Source organism: Sphingomonas sp. DMC8, from assembly GCF_056314185.1.
Genome location: NZ_JBQUYV010000002.1, coordinates 328,583 through 344,810, shown reverse-complemented (window position 1 = coordinate 344,810; position 16,228 = coordinate 328,583). Strand labels below are relative to the sequence as shown.

The following is a 16,228-nucleotide window of genomic DNA, read 5'->3' as shown; positions in this document are numbered from 1 at the left end:
TCAGCTCAGACCGCCTTCATCACCAGGCTGGCATTGGTGCCGCCAAAGCCGAACGAGTTGTTCAGCACAGCCTTGACCTTACGCTGCTTCGCGATGTGCGGGACCAGATCGATGCCGACGCAATTCTCGCTGGGATTGTCGAGGTTGAGTGTCGGCGGCACGACCTGATCGCGCAGCGCCAGGATGCAGAAGATGCTCTCCACCGCGCCGGCGCCGCCGAGCAGGTGGCCGATCGCCGACTTGGTCGAGCTCATCGACAGGCCACCGATCGCATCGCCGAACAGGCGGCGGACGGCACCGAGCTCCAGCTCGTCACCCAGCGGCGTCGAAGTGCCATGGGCGTTGATGTAATCGATCTCGTCAAGCGCGAGGCCGGATTTGCGCACAGCCATCTGCATCGAACGGAATGCGCCCGAGCCTTCCGGGTGCGGCGCCGTGACGTGATAGGCATCGCCCGACAGACCATAGCCGACGACTTCGGCGTAGATCTTCGCGCCGCGGCGCTTGGCATGCTCATATTCCTCGAGCACCACCACGCCGGCGCCTTCACCCATCACGAAGCCGTCGCGGTCCTGGTCCCAGGGGCGGCTCGCCTTGGTGGGATCGTCGCGGAAGCCGGTCGAGAGCGCACGCGCCTGGCCGAAACCGGCGATGCCGATCGGGCAGACAGTGCTTTCGGCACCACCGGCAAGCATGATGTCCGCATCGTCCATGGCGATCATCCGCGCGGCGTCGCCGATCGAGTGGGCGCCGGTCGAGCAGGCAGTGACGACCGCGTGGTTCGGCCCCATCAGGCCGTATTTGATCGAGACCTGACCCGAAATCAGGTTAATCAGGCGGCCATGGACGAAGTGCGGCGAAACGCGCTTCGGCCCCTTTTCGTGGAGCACGAGCGATTCGCTCTCGATGCCCGGCAGGCCGCCGATGCCCGAGCCGATCGAGCAGCCGGCGCGGAACCGCATTTCTTCCGGCATGTCGGTAAGGCCGGCGTCTTCGATCGCCTGGCCGGCGGCATCGATGCCATAGACGATGAAAGGATCGACCTGGCGCTGCACCTTGTGATCGACGCGCTTGCCGGCGTCGAAACCATATTCATGGTCGGCAGGCTTCACTTCGCAGGCATAGTTGCTCTGGAAGTCGGTCGCGTCGAACCGCGTGATCGTGCCCGCACCAGACTTGCTGGCGAGGATGTTCTTCCAGGCAGTTTCGACATCGGCACCCAGCGGGGTGACGAGCCCAAGGCCGGTCACGACTACGCGGCGCATGGCAGTTCTCCGTCAAATAGAATCGGTTCTGGTTCTAATACAAAACGGCTCCCCGTCCGCGCGCCAGAGGCATGGGAACGGGAAGCCGTTGATACGCTATTCCGGCCCACACGGGCTGGGAGCGCCGTTCGGGCGTCAGCCCTGCTGGTGCTCGCTGATATAGGCAACGGCGTCGCCGACAGTCGCGATCTTCTCTGCGGCGTCGTCCGGGATTTCCACCCCGAATTCTTCCTCAAAGGCCATCACCAGCTCGACGATGTCGAGGCTGTCCGCGCCGAGGTCGTCGATGAAGCTCGCAGTCGGAACCACGTCCTTCGCGTCGACGCCGAGATGGTCGACGACGAGCGCCTGCACGCGGGTGGTGATCTCTTCCTGGTTGGCCATGGTCCCTGTTTTCCTTCGTGGCTGGGGCTCAGATTTCGTGAACCCGCACCTAGAATGCCGTTGGTGCGGTTGCAAGAGGGTCACGCGCGCCCGGGCGTGCCCTTATGCAGAGAAATCATGCGCAGCATATTCCAGCGTGTTGAGAAACGCAAAAAACTCCGCCAGCAGCTCTGCGTTCTGGCGAGTCTGTTTGGCGGGGTCGGTTACCGCATCGCGGATAAGGCTCTGGGTAGCCTGGGGGTCGAGCGGCTGGATCCGAGTCTCTTGCGGCAGCGCGGCGAACTGCTTCGCGAGCGCGTCCGGATCGAATCCCTTTTCCCGCACCACGCGCCGGGCAATCGGCAGGCCCAGTTGCGCGATGGCATAGATGCCGGCCGCCCGCGGTGCGTAGCCGGTCCAGCCATGCGCATTGGCGCAGGCCAGCGCCGCATCATTGAGCCCGCGCGTGACGCTGGGATCATAATGCGGGCGCTCGCCGCTGGTATTCAGGTTGCGCTCAACGTCTGACTCGAGCTGGGCTTTCACGGCAGAATCCAGCTTCTCGGCAACGCAACCGATCGTAGAAGGATCAGCAGGCCGGGCAGCAGCCGGAGTGGCAAGGGCAAGCGCGGCAGCAGCCGCAACAACGAAACGCATGTTCATCCTACCTCCACGCCCCCCGGCATTCCCGAATCAGAGCATCGCCATTCCGCCGTTAACGTGCAATGTCTGGCCGGTGACATAGGCGGCCTCCTTGCTGGCGAGATAGACGACCGCTGCGCCGATATCCTCGCCCTCGCCCAGCTTTCCGGCAGGAATGCGGCCAAGCAGCGCCTCTTTCTGCGCATCCGGCAGAACGTCCGTCATAGCCGACCGGATGAAGCCCGGCGCCACACAGTTCACCGTGATGTTGCGGCTGGCGAGTTCCTGCGCCAGCGCCTTCGACATGCCGACCAGCCCGGCCTTGGAGGCGGCATAGTTCGCCTGGCCCGGATTGCCGGTCGCGCCGACGACCGAGGTGATAGAGATCATGCGGCCGAAGCGCGCCTTCATCATCGGCTTCGCGGCGGCGCGCATCAGGCGGAAGGCGGCTTCCAGGTTCACGGTGATGACCTGTTCCCACTCCTCGTCCTTCATCCGCATCGCGAGATTGTCGCGCGTGACGCCGGCATTGTTGACGAGGATGTCGAGCTTGCCGCCCAGCGCTTCCGCCGCCTGCGGCACCAGTGCATCGACGGCAGCGCGGTCGGAGAGGTTGCACGGCACGGCAACATGCTCACCGCCGAGTTCGGCACGAAACGCCTCGAGCTTTTCAGCATTGGAACCCGAAACCGCCAGCCTCGCCCCCTGCGCCGCCAGCGCCTTGGCAATCGCCGAACCGATACCCCCAGAAGCGCCGGTAACCAGCGCAGTCATGCCTGTCAGATCGAACATGTTCATCCTATCAATCAAGAAGAAGAAAGTGGTTGGTTCACGCGGAGGCGCGAAGACGCGGAGGGGTGATGGTCGTTGACCACACGTTTCAACCCCTCCTTCAGCGTTTCGCCTCCGAAATTCAGCAGCAGCCCTACGGGCTGCTTCATCAAGCGAAGATATGTCAGGAGCTGCTTGCTATGGACTGGGTTTAGTCGCTCGACTGACTTGATCTCGACGATCAACCGGTTCTCCACAAGCAGATCGATGCGGAAAGCCCCCTCGAACCTCAAGTCCTCGAACGCAATGTCCACCGGCAACTGCCGCTCGACCGAATATCCCATCCTCGCGAGCTTGCTGGCGAGAAGCGCCTCATACACGCTTTCAAGAAGGCCCGGACCGAGCTCACGGTGCAAGCGGATCGCCACATCGATCACATCGCCGCTGATCTGGTCGATATCCATGATGATGAACCAGCCCTCCGCGTCTCCGCGCCTCCGCGTGAACCACTCTATTCCTTTTTAAAGCACCTTAACCAGCGCCTCGATATCGTCCATCGACACCACGCTGGTGATGCCGGCATCGGGCGTGATGCGCTTCACCATGCCGCCCAGCACCTTGCCGCCAAGCTCGACGAAGTCATGGACGCCGCCCTCGAACATCGCCGCGACCGATTCGCGCCAGCGCACCATGCCCGTAACCTGCTCGACCAGCAGGGTGCGGATCGTCGCCGGGTCGGCCACCGGGGCGGCCGTGACATTCGCATAGACCGGCACCAGCGGCGCCTGGATCGCCACCTCGGCCAGCGCAGCCGCCATCGCATCCGCCGCCGGCTGCATCAGCGGGCAGTGGAACGGTGCCGAGACCGGCAGCAGCAGCGCCCGCTTGGCGCCATGTTCCTTGGCAATCGCAACAGCCCGCTCGATCGCGGCACGCGCGCCGGAAATGACGACCTGGGTCGGATCATTATCATTGGCTACGGTGCAGACTTCGCCCTCAGCGGCCGCATCGGCAATTGCCTGCGCCTTCACCAGATCCGCCCCCAGCAGCGCGGCCATCGCCCCCTCGCCTACCGGCACCGCAGACTGCATGGCGTCACCCCGGCGCCGCAGCAATTTCGCCGTCGTAGGCAGATCGAACGCGCCGGCTGCACACAAAGCGGTATATTCGCCCAGCGAATGGCCGGCGACGAAATCGGCCTTGTCGGCCAGGCGGATACCGCCTTCCTTCTCCAGCACACGCAGTACCGCAATGGCATTGGCCATGATCGCCGGCTGCGCATTGGCGGTCAGCGTCAGTTCGTCTTCCGGCCCCTCGGTCATCAGCCGGAACAGATGCTGGCCCAGCGCCTCGTCGACTTCCTGGAAGACTTCGCGAGCGGCAGGGCTCGCCTCGGCCAGCGCCTTGCCCATGCCGACGGCCTGGCTGCCCTGACCGGGAAAAATGAAAGCGCGCATTATCGTTGTCCCTCCTCGCGAGCGCCTTGAATGGGTGCGCGCGTTAGAACCGAAGCTCTGCACAGTGCAAGCCCGTCTCGCTCCTCCGCCGAAGCGTTCCAGCAACGGCTGCGTCGTTTCATTCCGAAACAAGAACCGCGAAAGTTAGTGATTTTATCTCCATTAATACATCGCTAACCAACAAGGCGATTTCTGGACACGGGGGAGTAGAGGCAATGGGTATCAAGACAAAGGTGGCGGCTGCGCTCGCAGCAATTTTCCTGCCGGCGGCAGCGAGCGCCGCCGTTATCGTTCCCGGCAAATGCGCGTCGGTCAACGCACCGGCCGGTTGCCTTTTCCTGGGCAACATCAACGGCAGCACCAACCCGCTCAACATCAACAGCTATGTGAACTCCGAGCTCGTTTACAATCTCTACAACAACTTCGTCACCAGCGCGCAGCCGAACATCAAGCTGAACTATCTGTTCGATACCAGCACCACCTCGGGCCTGATCACGGGCTTCGGCGGAGCCTCGGGCACCTGGTCCACGCCGGGTTATGCAATCGACTATCTCGCGGTGAAGGCGGGCAATTTCTTCGTGCTGTACGGCATCGCCGATGCCTCGTCCGGCACCTGGAACACCAACGACATCCCGCATGGCAAGAACCCGAAGGAACTTTCGCACATCGTCTTCTTCGGGCATGAGGCGGCAGCCGCGGTTCCCGAGCCTGCCATGTGGGGTATGCTGATTGGCGGGATGGGCCTGGCCGGTGGCGCCCTGCGCCGCCGCAAGGGCGCGGCAGCCATCGCCTGAATGGGCTTGCATTCCGGCGCCAGATACAGCATAGGCGACCCTTCGGAGCGGAGCAGCAATGCGTCCGCTCCGTTTGCATTAGGAAGACGACAGCCGGAGGGGCGTCCGCAAGGGGCGGCGTCAGCGATCGGCCAACAGGAAGAGAACGAATGGCTCTGTACGAGCATGTGTTCCTTGCGCGCCAGGATCTGGCACAGGCGCAGGTGGACGCACTGGCGGAAACCGCCACCAAGATCGTCGAAGACAATAACGGTAAGGTCGTGAAGACCGAGACCTGGGGTCTTCGCAGCCTGGCTTATCGCATCGCGAAGAACCGCAAGGCGCACTATGTCATGCTCGAGATCGACGCGCCGGCCGGCGTGGTCGCCGAGCTGGAGCGCCAGACGCAGATCAACGAAGACGTCATCCGCTACATGACCGTCAAGGTCGACGCGCATGAGCAGGGTCCGTCGGTGATGATGCGCAAGGGTGACCGCGAGCGTCGTGGTCGTCGCGAGCGCGACGGCGGTTTCGACGGCGAATAAGGAGCGATAGACCATGGCACGACCGTTTTTCCGCCGCCGCAAGAGCTGCCCCTTCTCCGCGAAGGATGCGCCCCGGATCGATTACAAGGACGTCCGCCTGCTGCAGGGCTTCGTCTCCGAGCGCGGCAAGATCGTCCCCTCGCGTATCACTTCGGTGAGCGCGAAGAAGCAGCGCGAGCTGGCCCAGGCCATCAAGCGCGCCCGTCACCTGGGCCTGCTGCCCTACATCGTTAAGTAAGGAGCGGATCCATGGAAGTCATTCTGCTGGAGCGCGTTGAGAAGCTCGGCCACATCGGCGACGTGGTGAAGGTGAAGGACGGCTTTGCCCGTAACTTCCTCCTCCCGCGCAAGAAGGCACTGCGCGCCAACGAAGCCAACCGCAAGGTCTTCGAAGCCAATCGCGAGCGCATCGAGGCTGAAAACGCCGCCCGCCGCGTTGAGGCCGAGAAGGAATCGAAGACGCTCGAGGGCGTTTCGGTGACCCTGATCCGCCAGGCGTCGAACACCGGCCAGCTCTACGGCTCGGTCGCGGTGCGCGATCTGGTCGATGTGCTGACCGCCGACGGCCACAAGGTCAACAAGGCGCAGATCGTCCTCGACCGCCCGATCAAGGCGATCGGCGTGTACGAAGTGAAGGTTGCGCTGCACCCGGAAGTGGCGGTGACGATCAAGGTCAACGTCGCCCGTTCGCCGGAAGAAGCCGACATGCAGGCGCAGGGCGTCGACGTGATGGCTGCGATGTTCGAACGCGAAGAAGCCGGATTCACCGAGGATTACGATCCGAACGCGGAACCGGGCGAAATCGCGACCGAAGCACCGGCCGAGAACGCCGAGGGCTGATCGCCGCTTCATCGCGACAAGAAAATGGGCCGCCCCGATCCGTTCGGGGCGGCCTTTTTCGTACGCCGCCCACTTCCGGGATCAGGGGCAAACCAGCCAGGCGCCGACCATCACCATCAGCGGCACCGCGGCGAACAAGAGCGATAGTATCTTCATGGTATCCAATCGCTTTTCCGTTTAGCCCGAGCAGGGAACGGGCCGCCGGGCCAATGGTTTCGCCACGGCCGCCGGAATGTGGTTAACGCCCCGCTAGGTATCCGCAGCGATCCCCGATTAACCCCATGGTGCGAGACTTCGCCGTCACTGTTCGGCGAAGGGGCGGGATTTGGTTCGGGCCATACGCATCGCGGCAGCGCTGATCGCAGCCTGCATCAGCGGTATTGCCACCCCGGCACTGGCGCAGACGCTGGAAGGCGCGGTGCTCGAACGGATCAATTTCGCCCGCGAACATCCGCAGGAATATGCGCAGCGGCTCCGTGAATATCGCCGCTATTTCAATGGCCAGATCCTGTACCTGCCCGGCGACGCCAATGGCGTTATCACGCGCGAGGGCCCTGCCGCGGTCGATGAAGCCATCGACTTTCTCGAACATCAGCCGCCGCTGCCGCCGCTGGATATGGGAACCATCCTCGCGCTTGCCGCCCGCGACCATGCTGACGCACAGGGCCGCACCGGCAACCGCGGCCATATCTCGCCCGACGGCAGTTCCCCCGGGGATCGCGTGCGCCGCCACGGCGGCGACATCTATGTCGGCGAGAGCATTTCCTATGGCTTTGCCGAAGCCGATGGTGTCGTCCGCCAGATGATCGTCGACGATGGCGTGCCCGATCGCGGCCACCGCGCGCTGCTATTCGACCGCAGCTTCCACTTTGCCGGCGTGGGCTGCGGCGCCCACCGGGCCTATGGCCATATCTGCGTCGTCGATCTGGCGGATACCCGCGACGGACGTGCAGACATGGCCCGCTGGGCGCAAGCCGCACGCTGACCCGGGATCACTTTCGGCCGAACAGCTTCTCGATATCGCCGTGCGCCAGCTTCACCCAGGTGGGGCGGCCATGGTTGCACTGGCCCGAATGCGGCGTCGCTTCCATTTCGCGGAGCAAGGCATTCATCTCGGCGACAGAGAGGATCCGCCCTGCTCGTACCGATCCGTGGCACGCCATGGTCGCGGCGACATGGTCGAGCCTCTCCTTCAGGCTGAGCGCCTCGTCGAAACTGGCAAGTTCGTCCGCGAGATCGGTAACGAGCCCCTGCACATCCCCCGTCCCCAGCGCCGCCGGCACGGCCCGCACCAGCATCGCGCGCGGACCGAAGCGTTCGAGTTCGAGACCAAAGGCGCGCAACTCGTCCGCACGGGCCTCCAGCCGGTCGCAACCGGGCTCGTCGAGTTCGACCACTTCGGCGAGCAGCAATGCCTGGCTGGGGACCGCCCCGCCCGCCATCGCGCGCCGCATGCGTTCGAGCACCAGCCGTTCGTGCGCGGCGTGCTGGTCCACCAGCACCAGCCCGTCCTCTGCCTCGGCTACGATATAGGTCTTGGCGACCTGCCCCCGCGCGACACCCAGCGGGAAGTCGGTGGCAAGCGGCGCCTCGTGCCGGGCCGGTTCGGCGCGGGCGGCGGGCGGCGCGGTGAAGAAGGTGCCGGAGTCGCGGACGGCGCCGGAGTAGCTTCTTAGCCCCTCCTCCTGGGAGGAGGGGTTGGGGTGGAGGGATTCCAGTCCAGAGGTTGGCCTCGGTGAGGCACCGCCCCACCCCATCGCCTCCCCTGAAGGGGAAGGGCTAACCGCCGGCGAACCCGCCTGCCAAAGCCCCAGCGCCGCCTCACTCGGCCGCTGGACGCTGCGATGCCCAGCCTCGTCGAGCGCCCGCCGCAACCCGCTGACGATAAGTCCGCGCGCCAGCGACGGATCGCGGAAGCGCACTTCGGTCTTGGCCGGGTGGACGTTCACATCGACGGCATCAGAGGGCACGTCGAGGAACAGCGCGACGACCGGATGGCGGTCGCGCGCCAGCATCTCGGCATAGGCGCCACGCACGGCCCCGGCGAGCAGACGGTCCTTCACTGGCCGTCCGTTGACGAACAGATATTGATGGTCGGCCACGCCGCGATTGAAGGTGGGAAGCCCGGCGACGCCGCCCAGCACAATCCCCTCGCGCTCGAAATCGATCGGCACGCAATTTTCCTGAAGCGCCCGGTCGGTCAGCGCAGCGACCCGCGCCGGCCGGCTCTCGCCCGCCTGCACGCTCAGCGCGCGGCGGCCCTCATGCTCAACCGAAAAGGCAATTTCCGGCCGCGCCATCGCCAGCCGCTTCATCACGTCGAGGCTGGCCGCATATTCGGCGCGCGATGAGCGGAGGAACTTCCGTCGTGCCGGCACGCGCGCAAACAGTGCCTCCACTCGCACCCGCGTACCGGGCGGGAGCGCCGCCGGTCCTTCGGCAACCACTTCGCCATTGTCGACCGTGCGCGCCCAGCCCTCCGCGCCGCGCACGCGGCTCTCCAGCGTCAGCCGCGCGACACTGGCGATCGAGGGCAGCGCCTCACCGCGAAATCCCAACGTCGCGACGCGATCGATATCGTCGTGCGGCAGCTTGGAGGTGGCATGCCGCTCCAGTGCGAGGGCCATTTCTGCCGGCGCCATGCCGCAGCCATCGTCGATAACTTCGATCAGGTCGATGCCGCCCGAAGCGAGTTTCACGGTGATGCGTGTCGCGCCTGCGTCGATTGCGTTTTCAACGAGTTCCTTCAACGCGCTGGCGGGGCGTTCGACCACCTCGCCCGCTGCGATACGATTGACAAGATGTTCTGGCAGGCGGCGTATTGACATGGCAATCGCTGTAGCCCAAGCGGCGGCATCCCGCGACCCGCATCCGCAAGGCACCAGGCCGGATTTCTCGTCCGTCCCGGGAGGGTTGGGGCTAAATTCTTGTGCGAACAGCCGGAACGGGGCTTCCTCCGGCAGGGACGGATCATTCAATGGCTTTCTCCCGCTTTTTCAAATTCATGTCCCACGACATGGCGATCGACCTCGGTACCGCGAACACGGTTGTCTATCTGCGCGGAAGGGGCGTGGTGCTGAACGAGCCCTCGGTCGTCGCGGTCGAGACGATCAATGGCGTGAAGAAAGTGAAGGCGGTCGGCGACGACGCCAAGCTGATGATGGGCAAAACCCCCGGCTCGATCGAGGCGATTCGTCCGCTTCGCGACGGCGTGATCGCCGACATCGATGTCGCCGAAGAGATGATCAAGCACTTCATTCGCAAGGTGCACGGCCAGCGCCGCTTCATGCGTTGGCCCCAGATCGTGATCTGCGTCCCCTCGGGCTCGACCTCGGTTGAACGCCGCGCGATCCGCGATGCCGCGTCGAACGCCGGTGCCAGCCAGGTGTGGCTGATCGAAGAGCCGATGGCGGCCGCAATTGGTGCCGACATGCCGGTGACCGAACCGATCGGCAGCATGGTCGTCGACATCGGCGGCGGCACCACCGAAGTCGCGGTGCTGAGCCTGCGCGGCCTTGCCTATTCCACCTCGGTTCGCGTGGGTGGCGACAAGATGGACGAATCGATCGTCTCTTATGTCCGCCGCAACCACAATCTCCTGATCGGCGAAGCCACGGCTGAACGGATCAAGCAGGAAGTCGGCGTCGCCAAGCCGCCGGTCGACGGCATCGGCCAGACGATCCACATCAAGGGCCGCGATCTGGTCAACGGCGTGCCGAAGGAAATCCAGATCAACCAGGGCCAGATTGCCGAGGCGCTGTCGGAACCGGTCAACACGATCGTCGAAGGCGTCCGCATCGCACTGGAAAACACTGCTCCCGAGCTGGCCGCGGACATTGTCGACCAGGGCATCGTGCTCACCGGCGGCGGCGCACTGCTGCAGGGTCTGGACGAGGTGCTGCGCGACGAAACCGGCCTTCCGGTGACGGTCGCGGAGGATCCGCTGACCTGCGTCGCGCTCGGCACGGGCCGGGCGCTCGAAGACCCGGTGTTCCGCGGCGTCCTCATCCAGGTCTAAGCGGGAGCGCAGGCGATGGCGCCGCCACGTAACCGGCGCCCGGGTTTCTCGCGGCGGGCGCAGGTTGGAGTTTTTCTAGGCTATGTGGCGTTGATCGGCGGAGCGCTGATCGGCGCCACATTATATATGCTGTCGACCTTCAACCCGCAGGCCTTCTCCACCCTGCGCCGAACCGTCGCCGAAGTGACGACGCCGGTTTCCACCGGACTCGATTGGATGCGCCGCGGCATTGGCGGCATTCCTGAAGGCATCGGCAGCTATCTGGGCGTTCGGTCGGAAAACCGTCAGTTGAAGGCGCAGCTCGAAAACGAGCGGGCACAGGTCATTCGCGCACAGACCCTGGAGCGCGAGAACAAGCGCCTGCGTGCCTTGCTCAAGCTGCGCGAAGGCGCGACAGATACGGTGGTCGTCGCACGACTGGTCAATTCCTCGATTTCGAGTACGCGCCGCTATGCGACGCTCAATGCCGGGTCGTGGCAGCATGTCGAAAAGGGCCAGCCCGTGCTCGAAGCCGCAGGCCTGATCGGCCAGGTTCTCGAAACCGGCCCCAATACCGCCCGCGTCCTGCTGATCACCGATGCCGAAAGCGTCATCCCCGTCCAGCGCGTAAGCGACGGGATGCCCGCGATCGCCACCGGGCGCGGCGACGGCACGCTCGACATCCGCTCGGCAAATGTATCCCAGTTGATATTCCGCAACGGCGACGCCTTCGTAACATCCGGGACCGGCGGTGTCTTTCCGCCGAACATTCCGGTCGGCCATGTCCGGCATGCCAGCCGCGACTTCGCCATCGCCCAGCCCGACGCCAACCCCGACACGCCCGACTTCGTGACGGTGCTGCGCCTGTTCCTGCCGGAGCCGGCCCCTGCCCCCACGCCGACGCCAACGCCAACGCCGACCGGGCGCAAGGCGAAGAAGTGATGGCTCTCGACCTCGCCCCCCTTGGCGAGACTCAGCCCCGGCCAAGGGCGCGCTGGCTTGCGCCACTCTCGGTGATGTTCGGATCGCTGATGGTGCTGATCCCGATAGTGTCGGTCGTGCCGTTTCTGCCGCCGTGCGGACTGATGATACTGCTCGCCTGGCGCCTGCTGCGGAGCGACGCGATCGCCGTATGGGCTGCCGTTCCGCTCGGCCTGTTCGACGATCTGGTCAGCGGCCAGCCGCTCGGCTCGGCGATGATGCTATGGGCGGCATGCTTCGTGATGATCGATGTGATAGAGACTCGCCTTGTGTGGCGTGATTTCTGGCAGAACTGGCTGATCGCAACCGGCGGCATGGCGTTCGCGCTGATCGCCGGCCGCTTCCTCACCACGCCGTTCGGCGCCAATGTCGATACCGCGATGCTGCTGCAGATTGCAGCTTCGGCTGCCTTGTTCCCCATGGCCTCGCGGTTGGCCGCCTGGCTGGACCGCGACGTCAGGAAACCCTGAGCGATGGCGCGTATCACCGAAGCCACGCAGACCTACAGCTTCTCGCGCCGGGCCGTGGTGCTGGGCGCGGCGCAGGGCGCGATCGGCATGGTGCTCGCCGGGCGGATGACGTGGTTGTCCGTGTTCGAGAACGAACGCTACAAGCTGATGGCGGAGAGCAACCGCGTCAACATGACCCTGATTCCGCCACGGCGCGGCTGGCTGCTCGATCGCGCTGGCAAGCCGTTGGCCAATAACCGCACCGATTTTCGCGTCGACCTGATTCCGGATCGCATCCAGGACAAGGAGAAGCTGCTCGGCACGCTCACCCATCTGCTGCGGCTGACGCCCGAAGATCTGCAGCGGATCGATACCGATCTTGGCCGCTCCAACGGCTTCCGCCCGGTGCAGGTGATGGAAAATCTCGACTGGGACCGCTTTGCGGCCGTGCTCGTCCGCCAGCCGGAGCTGCCGGGCGTGGCGCCGGCGCGGGGCTATGCCCGCAACTATCCGCTGGGCGCCGGCGTCGGCCATCTGATCGGCTATGTCGGCGCGGCGTCGGCCGAACAGTTCAAACAGGAAAAGGACCAGCTGCTCGTCACCCCCGGCTTCAAGCTGGGCAAGGACGGGCTGGAAAAGACGCTGGAGCACCGGCTGCGCGGAAAGCCGGGCGCCAAGCGCGTCGAAGTCACGGCGCATGGCAAGCCGGTGCGGGAACTGGAAACGCGCGCCGACCAGCCGGGCGAGAATATCCGCCTGACCATCGATGCCGGCTTGCAGGAATATACCGCGCGGCGGCTGGGCACCAATTCCGGTTCGGCGATCGTTATCGAAGTGGCGACCGGCGACATCATGGCGATGGTGTCGATGCCCGCCTATGACCCCAACAGTTTTTCCGACGGCATCACCCAGAGCGAATGGAAGATGCTGTCGGAGGACGACCACGTCCCCTTGATGAACAAGGCGCTGCAGGGCCTGTATCCGCCCGGTTCTACGGTGAAGCCGATGAACGGGCTGGCACTGATGCAGGCGGGCGTCGATCCGCACGACCGCGTCGTTTGCACGGGTGCGCTGCGCGTTGGTAACGGCGTGTTCCACTGCCACAAGAAGCATGGCCACGGCGCGCTCGATCTGAAGAACGCCATCATGCAGAGCTGCGACATCTATTTCTACGAAATGGTGCGCCGCATCGGCTATGATAAGGTTGCCCCGCTCGCGCGTCAGCTGGGCCTTGGCCAGAAGTTCGACCTGCCCTTCACCACCCAGCGATACGGCACCGTGCCGGACAGCGCGTGGAAGCTGCACAAGTACAAGCACCCCTGGACGGTGGCCGACTCGCTCAATGCCTCGATCGGGCAGGGATATGTGCTCGCCAATCCGCTCCAGCTGGCGGTGATGGCCAGCCGCCTCGCCTCCGGCAAGGTGCTGGTGCCGCGGCTTATCGCCAGCGATCCGATGCAGCCGGCCCAGCCCCTGCCGGTGACGCCGGAGCAGCTCGCGATCATCCGCGAGGCGATGTATGGCGTGGTCAACGCCGGCGGGACCGGCGGCGCGGCGCGGATGCTCGTGCCGGGCGTTTCGCTGGCCGCGAAAACGGGTACCGCGCAGGTGCGCCGCATCACCATGGCTGAGCGCAAGGTGGGCGTGCTCAAGAACGCCGCCTTGCCCTTCAAGCTGCGCGACCACGCGCTGCTGGTGTGCTTCGCGCCCGCCGACAACCCGAAATATGCCGCCGCGATCGTGCTCGAACATAATGGCCATACCGTGCGCAACCTCGACGCGCCGCTGATCGGCCGCGACATCATGACCTATTTGTTCGACCGGGACCGGGCGATGGCCACGCTCGCCGAAGTGGAGCCGACCTGGGGTGGCGACTATACCACCCGGATGAAGGCGCAGGCCGATGCCTTCCGCGCCGCGCAGGCCGCCCCGCCCCCGCCGGCGCCAGAAGACACCGAAGAGGCAGCCTCGACGCTCGCCTCCGAAGCCGCGAACGCGACCGCCAACACCACGGTGGGCGATGTCGCCCCCGGCGGCAGCCAGGACGGCGACTGATGGCACGCCCCGGCGACGGCATCGTCCCCCGCCAGCTTGCGCAACTGCCCTGGCGCATCCTGTTCCTCGTGACCGGCATCGCCGCCTTCGGCCTGGTCGTGCTCTATTCGGCCGCCGGGGGCCATGTGCAGCCCTGGGCGTTCAACCAGGGAATCAAGTTCGCCATCTTCATGGCCGGCGCAATCGTCATGTCGCGGCTGCCGGAGCGGTTCTGGGCCAATTCGGCCTTCCCCATCTACGTCACGCTGGTGGTGATGCTCGTGGGGGTGGAGGCGCTCGGTAAGATAGCTGGCGGCAGCCAGCGATGGATCAGCCTTGGCGGCTTTCAGCTTCAGCCATCGGAGCTGATGAAGCCGATGATCGTGCTGGCGCTTGCCCGTTTCTATGAAATGCTGCCAGCGAGCGAGATCCGGAAATTCGTTGCGGTGTGGCCCGCCGCGGTGCTGATCGGCGTGCCCGCGCTGCTGGTGATGAAGCAGCCCGATCTCGGCACGGCGCTGATGATCAGCGGCTGTGGCGCGATGGTGGTGTTCCTGGCCGGCGTGCCGCTGCGCCTGTTCATCGGCGGCGGCCTCGCTGCGGCGATCGCCGCGCCGCTGGCGGTCAATTTCCTGCTCCACGATTATCAGCGCAACCGCGTGCTGATCTTCCTCGATCCCGAGCGCGACCCGCTGGGCACCGGCTATCACATCACTCAGTCGAAGATCGCGATCGGGTCGGGCGGCGTGTTCGGCAAGGGCTTCCTGCACGGCACGCAGAGCCACCTCGACTATCTGCCCGAAGGCCAGACCGACTTCGCGCTGGCGACGATGATGGAGGAATGGGGCCTCGTGGGCGGCGTGCTGCTCATCCTGGCGTTCGGCGCGCTGATCTGGTGGGCGATCGGCGTCGGCCTGCGCGCCAAGACCCGGTTCGGGCGCCTGACGGCCGCGGGACTGGCCGGCACGATATTCCTCTATGTCTCGATCAACATGGCGATGGTGATGGGCCTGGCGCCCGTGGTGGGCGTGCCGCTGCCGATGATCAGCTTCGGCGGCACGGCGGTAATGACCTTCATGATCTGCCTCGGCATCCTGATGTCGATCGACCGTGAAAGCCGCGCAACGAGCCACTGGTGATTTTTTTTGAAATAGGGGCTTTACAAGCCGCGAAACGGGAGGCTAAAGGCGCGCCTCCGAACGGGCGGCGCCGCTACCAACGGCCTCGCAGAAACCCCGGAATGGACGCATAGCTCAGTTGGTAGAGCAGCTGACTCTTAATCAGCGGGTCCTAGGTTCGAGCCCTAGTGCGTCCACCATTTTCAATGACTTAACTGGGAAGTTCCCGCGCCGTCTGACTGGGACGCCGAGACCCTCAGGCGCGCGCTGTATCAGCAGATCCTTGAGGTTTTCGCGCCGCTCTCTCCGGATAGGGGCGAAGTCAGGCCAACGGTTGCGGAAATGCTCCGGCCTGTGTCAAAAACTGCTGCAGGCATATTCTCGATGGGAGCGAGTGCGCGTGCTGAATTTCCGCTGCGGAATAGTGGTTGTGGCAGCGGTCGCCCTTTCAGGATGCGCCAAGGAGCATTCGGGAAAGCCGATACTTACCCCCAAAGCCGCCCAACATATCGCCACCAAATAAGCGAATTTCCCCAATACCGCCGAGTAGCGCAGTCAGTCGGCCGGCAGCGGCTTGCTACATGCCGGCGTAACGAGAAAACGGGAGCGTGCGGTAAACGCGGCGGGGCGCTCGCGACGATCCCCGTTGGCGCCTTCCTGCACCGTAAGTTTATGAAGTTTACGGCTTCAGCGCGTTTGTGAAGTTTACGAAGTTTAGGCCTAAAGCACGTTTCTTGGGGCAGAGACTGATCCTCCATCGTCATGCCAGCGCACGCTGGCATCTCCCGCAGCAGCGCTGTTCCGGTTTCGCCGAGCCCCCGGGAGACCCCAGCGTTCGCTGGGGTGACGGCTGTGGAGAGCATCGCAAGGCGCGGATAAGGCCAAGCGTCGACGGGTGAAGTTTAGGAAGTTTACGGTCTCGCGCAGCGTGTGAAGTTTATGAAGTTTACACCCTCGCGCGATTGCGGGGCAGCTGCTGCGTTGACGGGTTCA

General features: G+C 64.7%; 17 protein-coding genes and 1 tRNA gene. 11 read left to right on the top strand and 7 right to left on the bottom strand.

The window, feature by feature from the left end; all coding sequences use genetic code 11:
• Nucleotides 1–5 precede the first annotated feature (5 nt).
• The 6 genes from fabF to fabD form a co-directional block, all read right to left on the bottom strand.
• A complete protein-coding gene (gene fabF / locus ACT53K_RS05615; protein ID WP_476227571.1) occupies nucleotides 6–1,265 on the bottom strand; it encodes a beta-ketoacyl-ACP synthase II in 1,260 nt (419 codons plus the stop codon).
• 135 nt (nucleotides 1,266–1,400) lie between these two features.
• Nucleotides 1,401–1,649, bottom strand: coding sequence for an acyl carrier protein (locus ACT53K_RS05610; RefSeq protein WP_476227570.1), 249 nt, complete (start codon nucleotides 1,647–1,649; stop codon nucleotides 1,401–1,403).
• A 102-nt stretch (nucleotides 1,650–1,751) separates the two neighbouring features.
• Nucleotides 1,752–2,291, bottom strand: coding sequence for a hypothetical protein (locus ACT53K_RS05605; RefSeq protein ID WP_476227569.1), 540 nt, complete (start codon nucleotides 2,289–2,291; stop codon nucleotides 1,752–1,754).
• 30 nt (nucleotides 2,292–2,321) lie between these two features.
• Nucleotides 2,322–3,062, bottom strand: coding sequence for a 3-oxoacyl-[acyl-carrier-protein] reductase (gene fabG / locus ACT53K_RS05600; RefSeq protein WP_476227568.1), 741 nt, complete (start codon nucleotides 3,060–3,062; stop codon nucleotides 2,322–2,324).
• A gap of 14 nt (nucleotides 3,063–3,076) precedes the next feature.
• Nucleotides 3,077–3,505: a GxxExxY protein gene (locus ACT53K_RS05595; protein ID WP_476227567.1), complete on the bottom strand. Its 429-nt coding sequence runs from the start codon at nucleotides 3,503–3,505 to the stop codon at nucleotides 3,077–3,079.
• Between the two features lie 57 nt (nucleotides 3,506–3,562).
• Entirely contained in the window at nucleotides 3,563–4,498 is a 936-nt protein-coding gene (gene fabD / locus ACT53K_RS05590) for an ACP S-malonyltransferase (protein WP_476227566.1), read from the bottom strand.
• Between the two features lie 215 nt (nucleotides 4,499–4,713).
• On the opposite strand from fabD, the gene ACT53K_RS05585 reads away from it, so the two are divergent.
• The 5 genes from ACT53K_RS05585 to ACT53K_RS05565 all read left to right on the top strand — a co-directional run bounded on the left by ACT53K_RS05585 (nucleotide 4,714) and on the right by ACT53K_RS05565 (nucleotide 7,641).
• Nucleotides 4,714–5,292 carry a PEPxxWA-CTERM sorting domain-containing protein gene (locus ACT53K_RS05585; protein WP_476227565.1) on the top strand — a complete coding sequence of 193 codons (579 nt, stop codon included), beginning with the start codon at nucleotides 4,714–4,716 and terminating at the stop codon, nucleotides 5,290–5,292.
• 149 nt (nucleotides 5,293–5,441) lie between these two features.
• Nucleotides 5,442–5,816 carry a 30S ribosomal protein S6 gene (gene rpsF, locus ACT53K_RS05580; protein WP_476227564.1) on the top strand — a complete coding sequence of 125 codons (375 nt, stop codon included), beginning with the start codon at nucleotides 5,442–5,444 and terminating at the stop codon, nucleotides 5,814–5,816.
• A 13-nt stretch (nucleotides 5,817–5,829) separates the two neighbouring features.
• Nucleotides 5,830–6,054: a 30S ribosomal protein S18 gene (gene rpsR, locus ACT53K_RS05575; protein ID WP_010543816.1), complete on the top strand. Its 225-nt coding sequence runs from the start codon at nucleotides 5,830–5,832 to the stop codon at nucleotides 6,052–6,054.
• Nucleotides 6,055–6,065: 11 nt separating this feature from the next.
• Nucleotides 6,066–6,656, top strand: a complete 591-nt coding sequence (gene rplI / locus ACT53K_RS05570) for a 50S ribosomal protein L9 (protein ID WP_476227563.1) — start codon at nucleotides 6,066–6,068, stop codon at nucleotides 6,654–6,656.
• 325 nt (nucleotides 6,657–6,981) lie between these two features.
• Nucleotides 6,982–7,641, top strand: a complete 660-nt coding sequence (locus tag ACT53K_RS05565) for a CAP domain-containing protein (protein ID WP_476227562.1) — start codon at nucleotides 6,982–6,984, stop codon at nucleotides 7,639–7,641.
• A gap of 7 nt (nucleotides 7,642–7,648) precedes the next feature.
• On the opposite strand, the gene mutL is transcribed toward ACT53K_RS05565, so the two are convergent.
• A complete protein-coding gene (mutL, locus tag ACT53K_RS05560; protein ID WP_476227561.1) occupies nucleotides 7,649–9,484 on the bottom strand; it encodes a DNA mismatch repair endonuclease MutL in 1,836 nt (611 codons plus the stop codon).
• Nucleotides 9,485–9,633: 149 nt separating this feature from the next.
• Between mutL and ACT53K_RS05555 the strand changes: the two genes are divergently transcribed.
• The 6 genes from ACT53K_RS05555 (at nucleotide 9,634) to ACT53K_RS05530 (ending at nucleotide 15,435) form a co-directional block, all read left to right on the top strand.
• Nucleotides 9,634–10,674, top strand: a complete 1,041-nt coding sequence (locus ACT53K_RS05555; protein WP_476227560.1) for a rod shape-determining protein — start codon at nucleotides 9,634–9,636, stop codon at nucleotides 10,672–10,674.
• An 84-nt stretch (nucleotides 10,675–10,758) separates the two neighbouring features.
• Nucleotides 10,759–11,595, top strand: coding sequence for a rod shape-determining protein MreC (mreC, locus tag ACT53K_RS05550; RefSeq protein WP_476227559.1), 837 nt, complete (start codon nucleotides 10,759–10,761; stop codon nucleotides 11,593–11,595).
• Nucleotides 11,595–12,104 carry a rod shape-determining protein MreD gene (mreD, locus tag ACT53K_RS05545; protein WP_476227558.1) on the top strand — a complete coding sequence of 170 codons (510 nt, stop codon included), beginning with the start codon at nucleotides 11,595–11,597 and terminating at the stop codon, nucleotides 12,102–12,104. Before mreC ends, mreD begins: the two co-directional genes overlap by 1 nt.
• Before the next feature lie 3 nt (nucleotides 12,105–12,107).
• Entirely contained in the window at nucleotides 12,108–14,138 is a 2,031-nt protein-coding gene (mrdA, locus tag ACT53K_RS05540) for a penicillin-binding protein 2 (RefSeq protein WP_476227557.1), read from the top strand.
• Nucleotides 14,138–15,256 (top strand): rod shape-determining protein RodA, encoded by a 1,119-nt coding sequence (gene rodA, locus ACT53K_RS05535; protein ID WP_476227556.1) that lies wholly within the window; start codon nucleotides 14,138–14,140, stop codon nucleotides 15,254–15,256. The genes mrdA and rodA overlap by 1 nt, the downstream gene beginning before the upstream one ends.
• A 103-nt stretch (nucleotides 15,257–15,359) precedes the next feature.
• Nucleotides 15,360–15,435, top strand: a tRNA-Lys gene (locus tag ACT53K_RS05530).
• The last annotated feature ends 793 nt before the right edge of the window (nucleotides 15,436–16,228 follow it).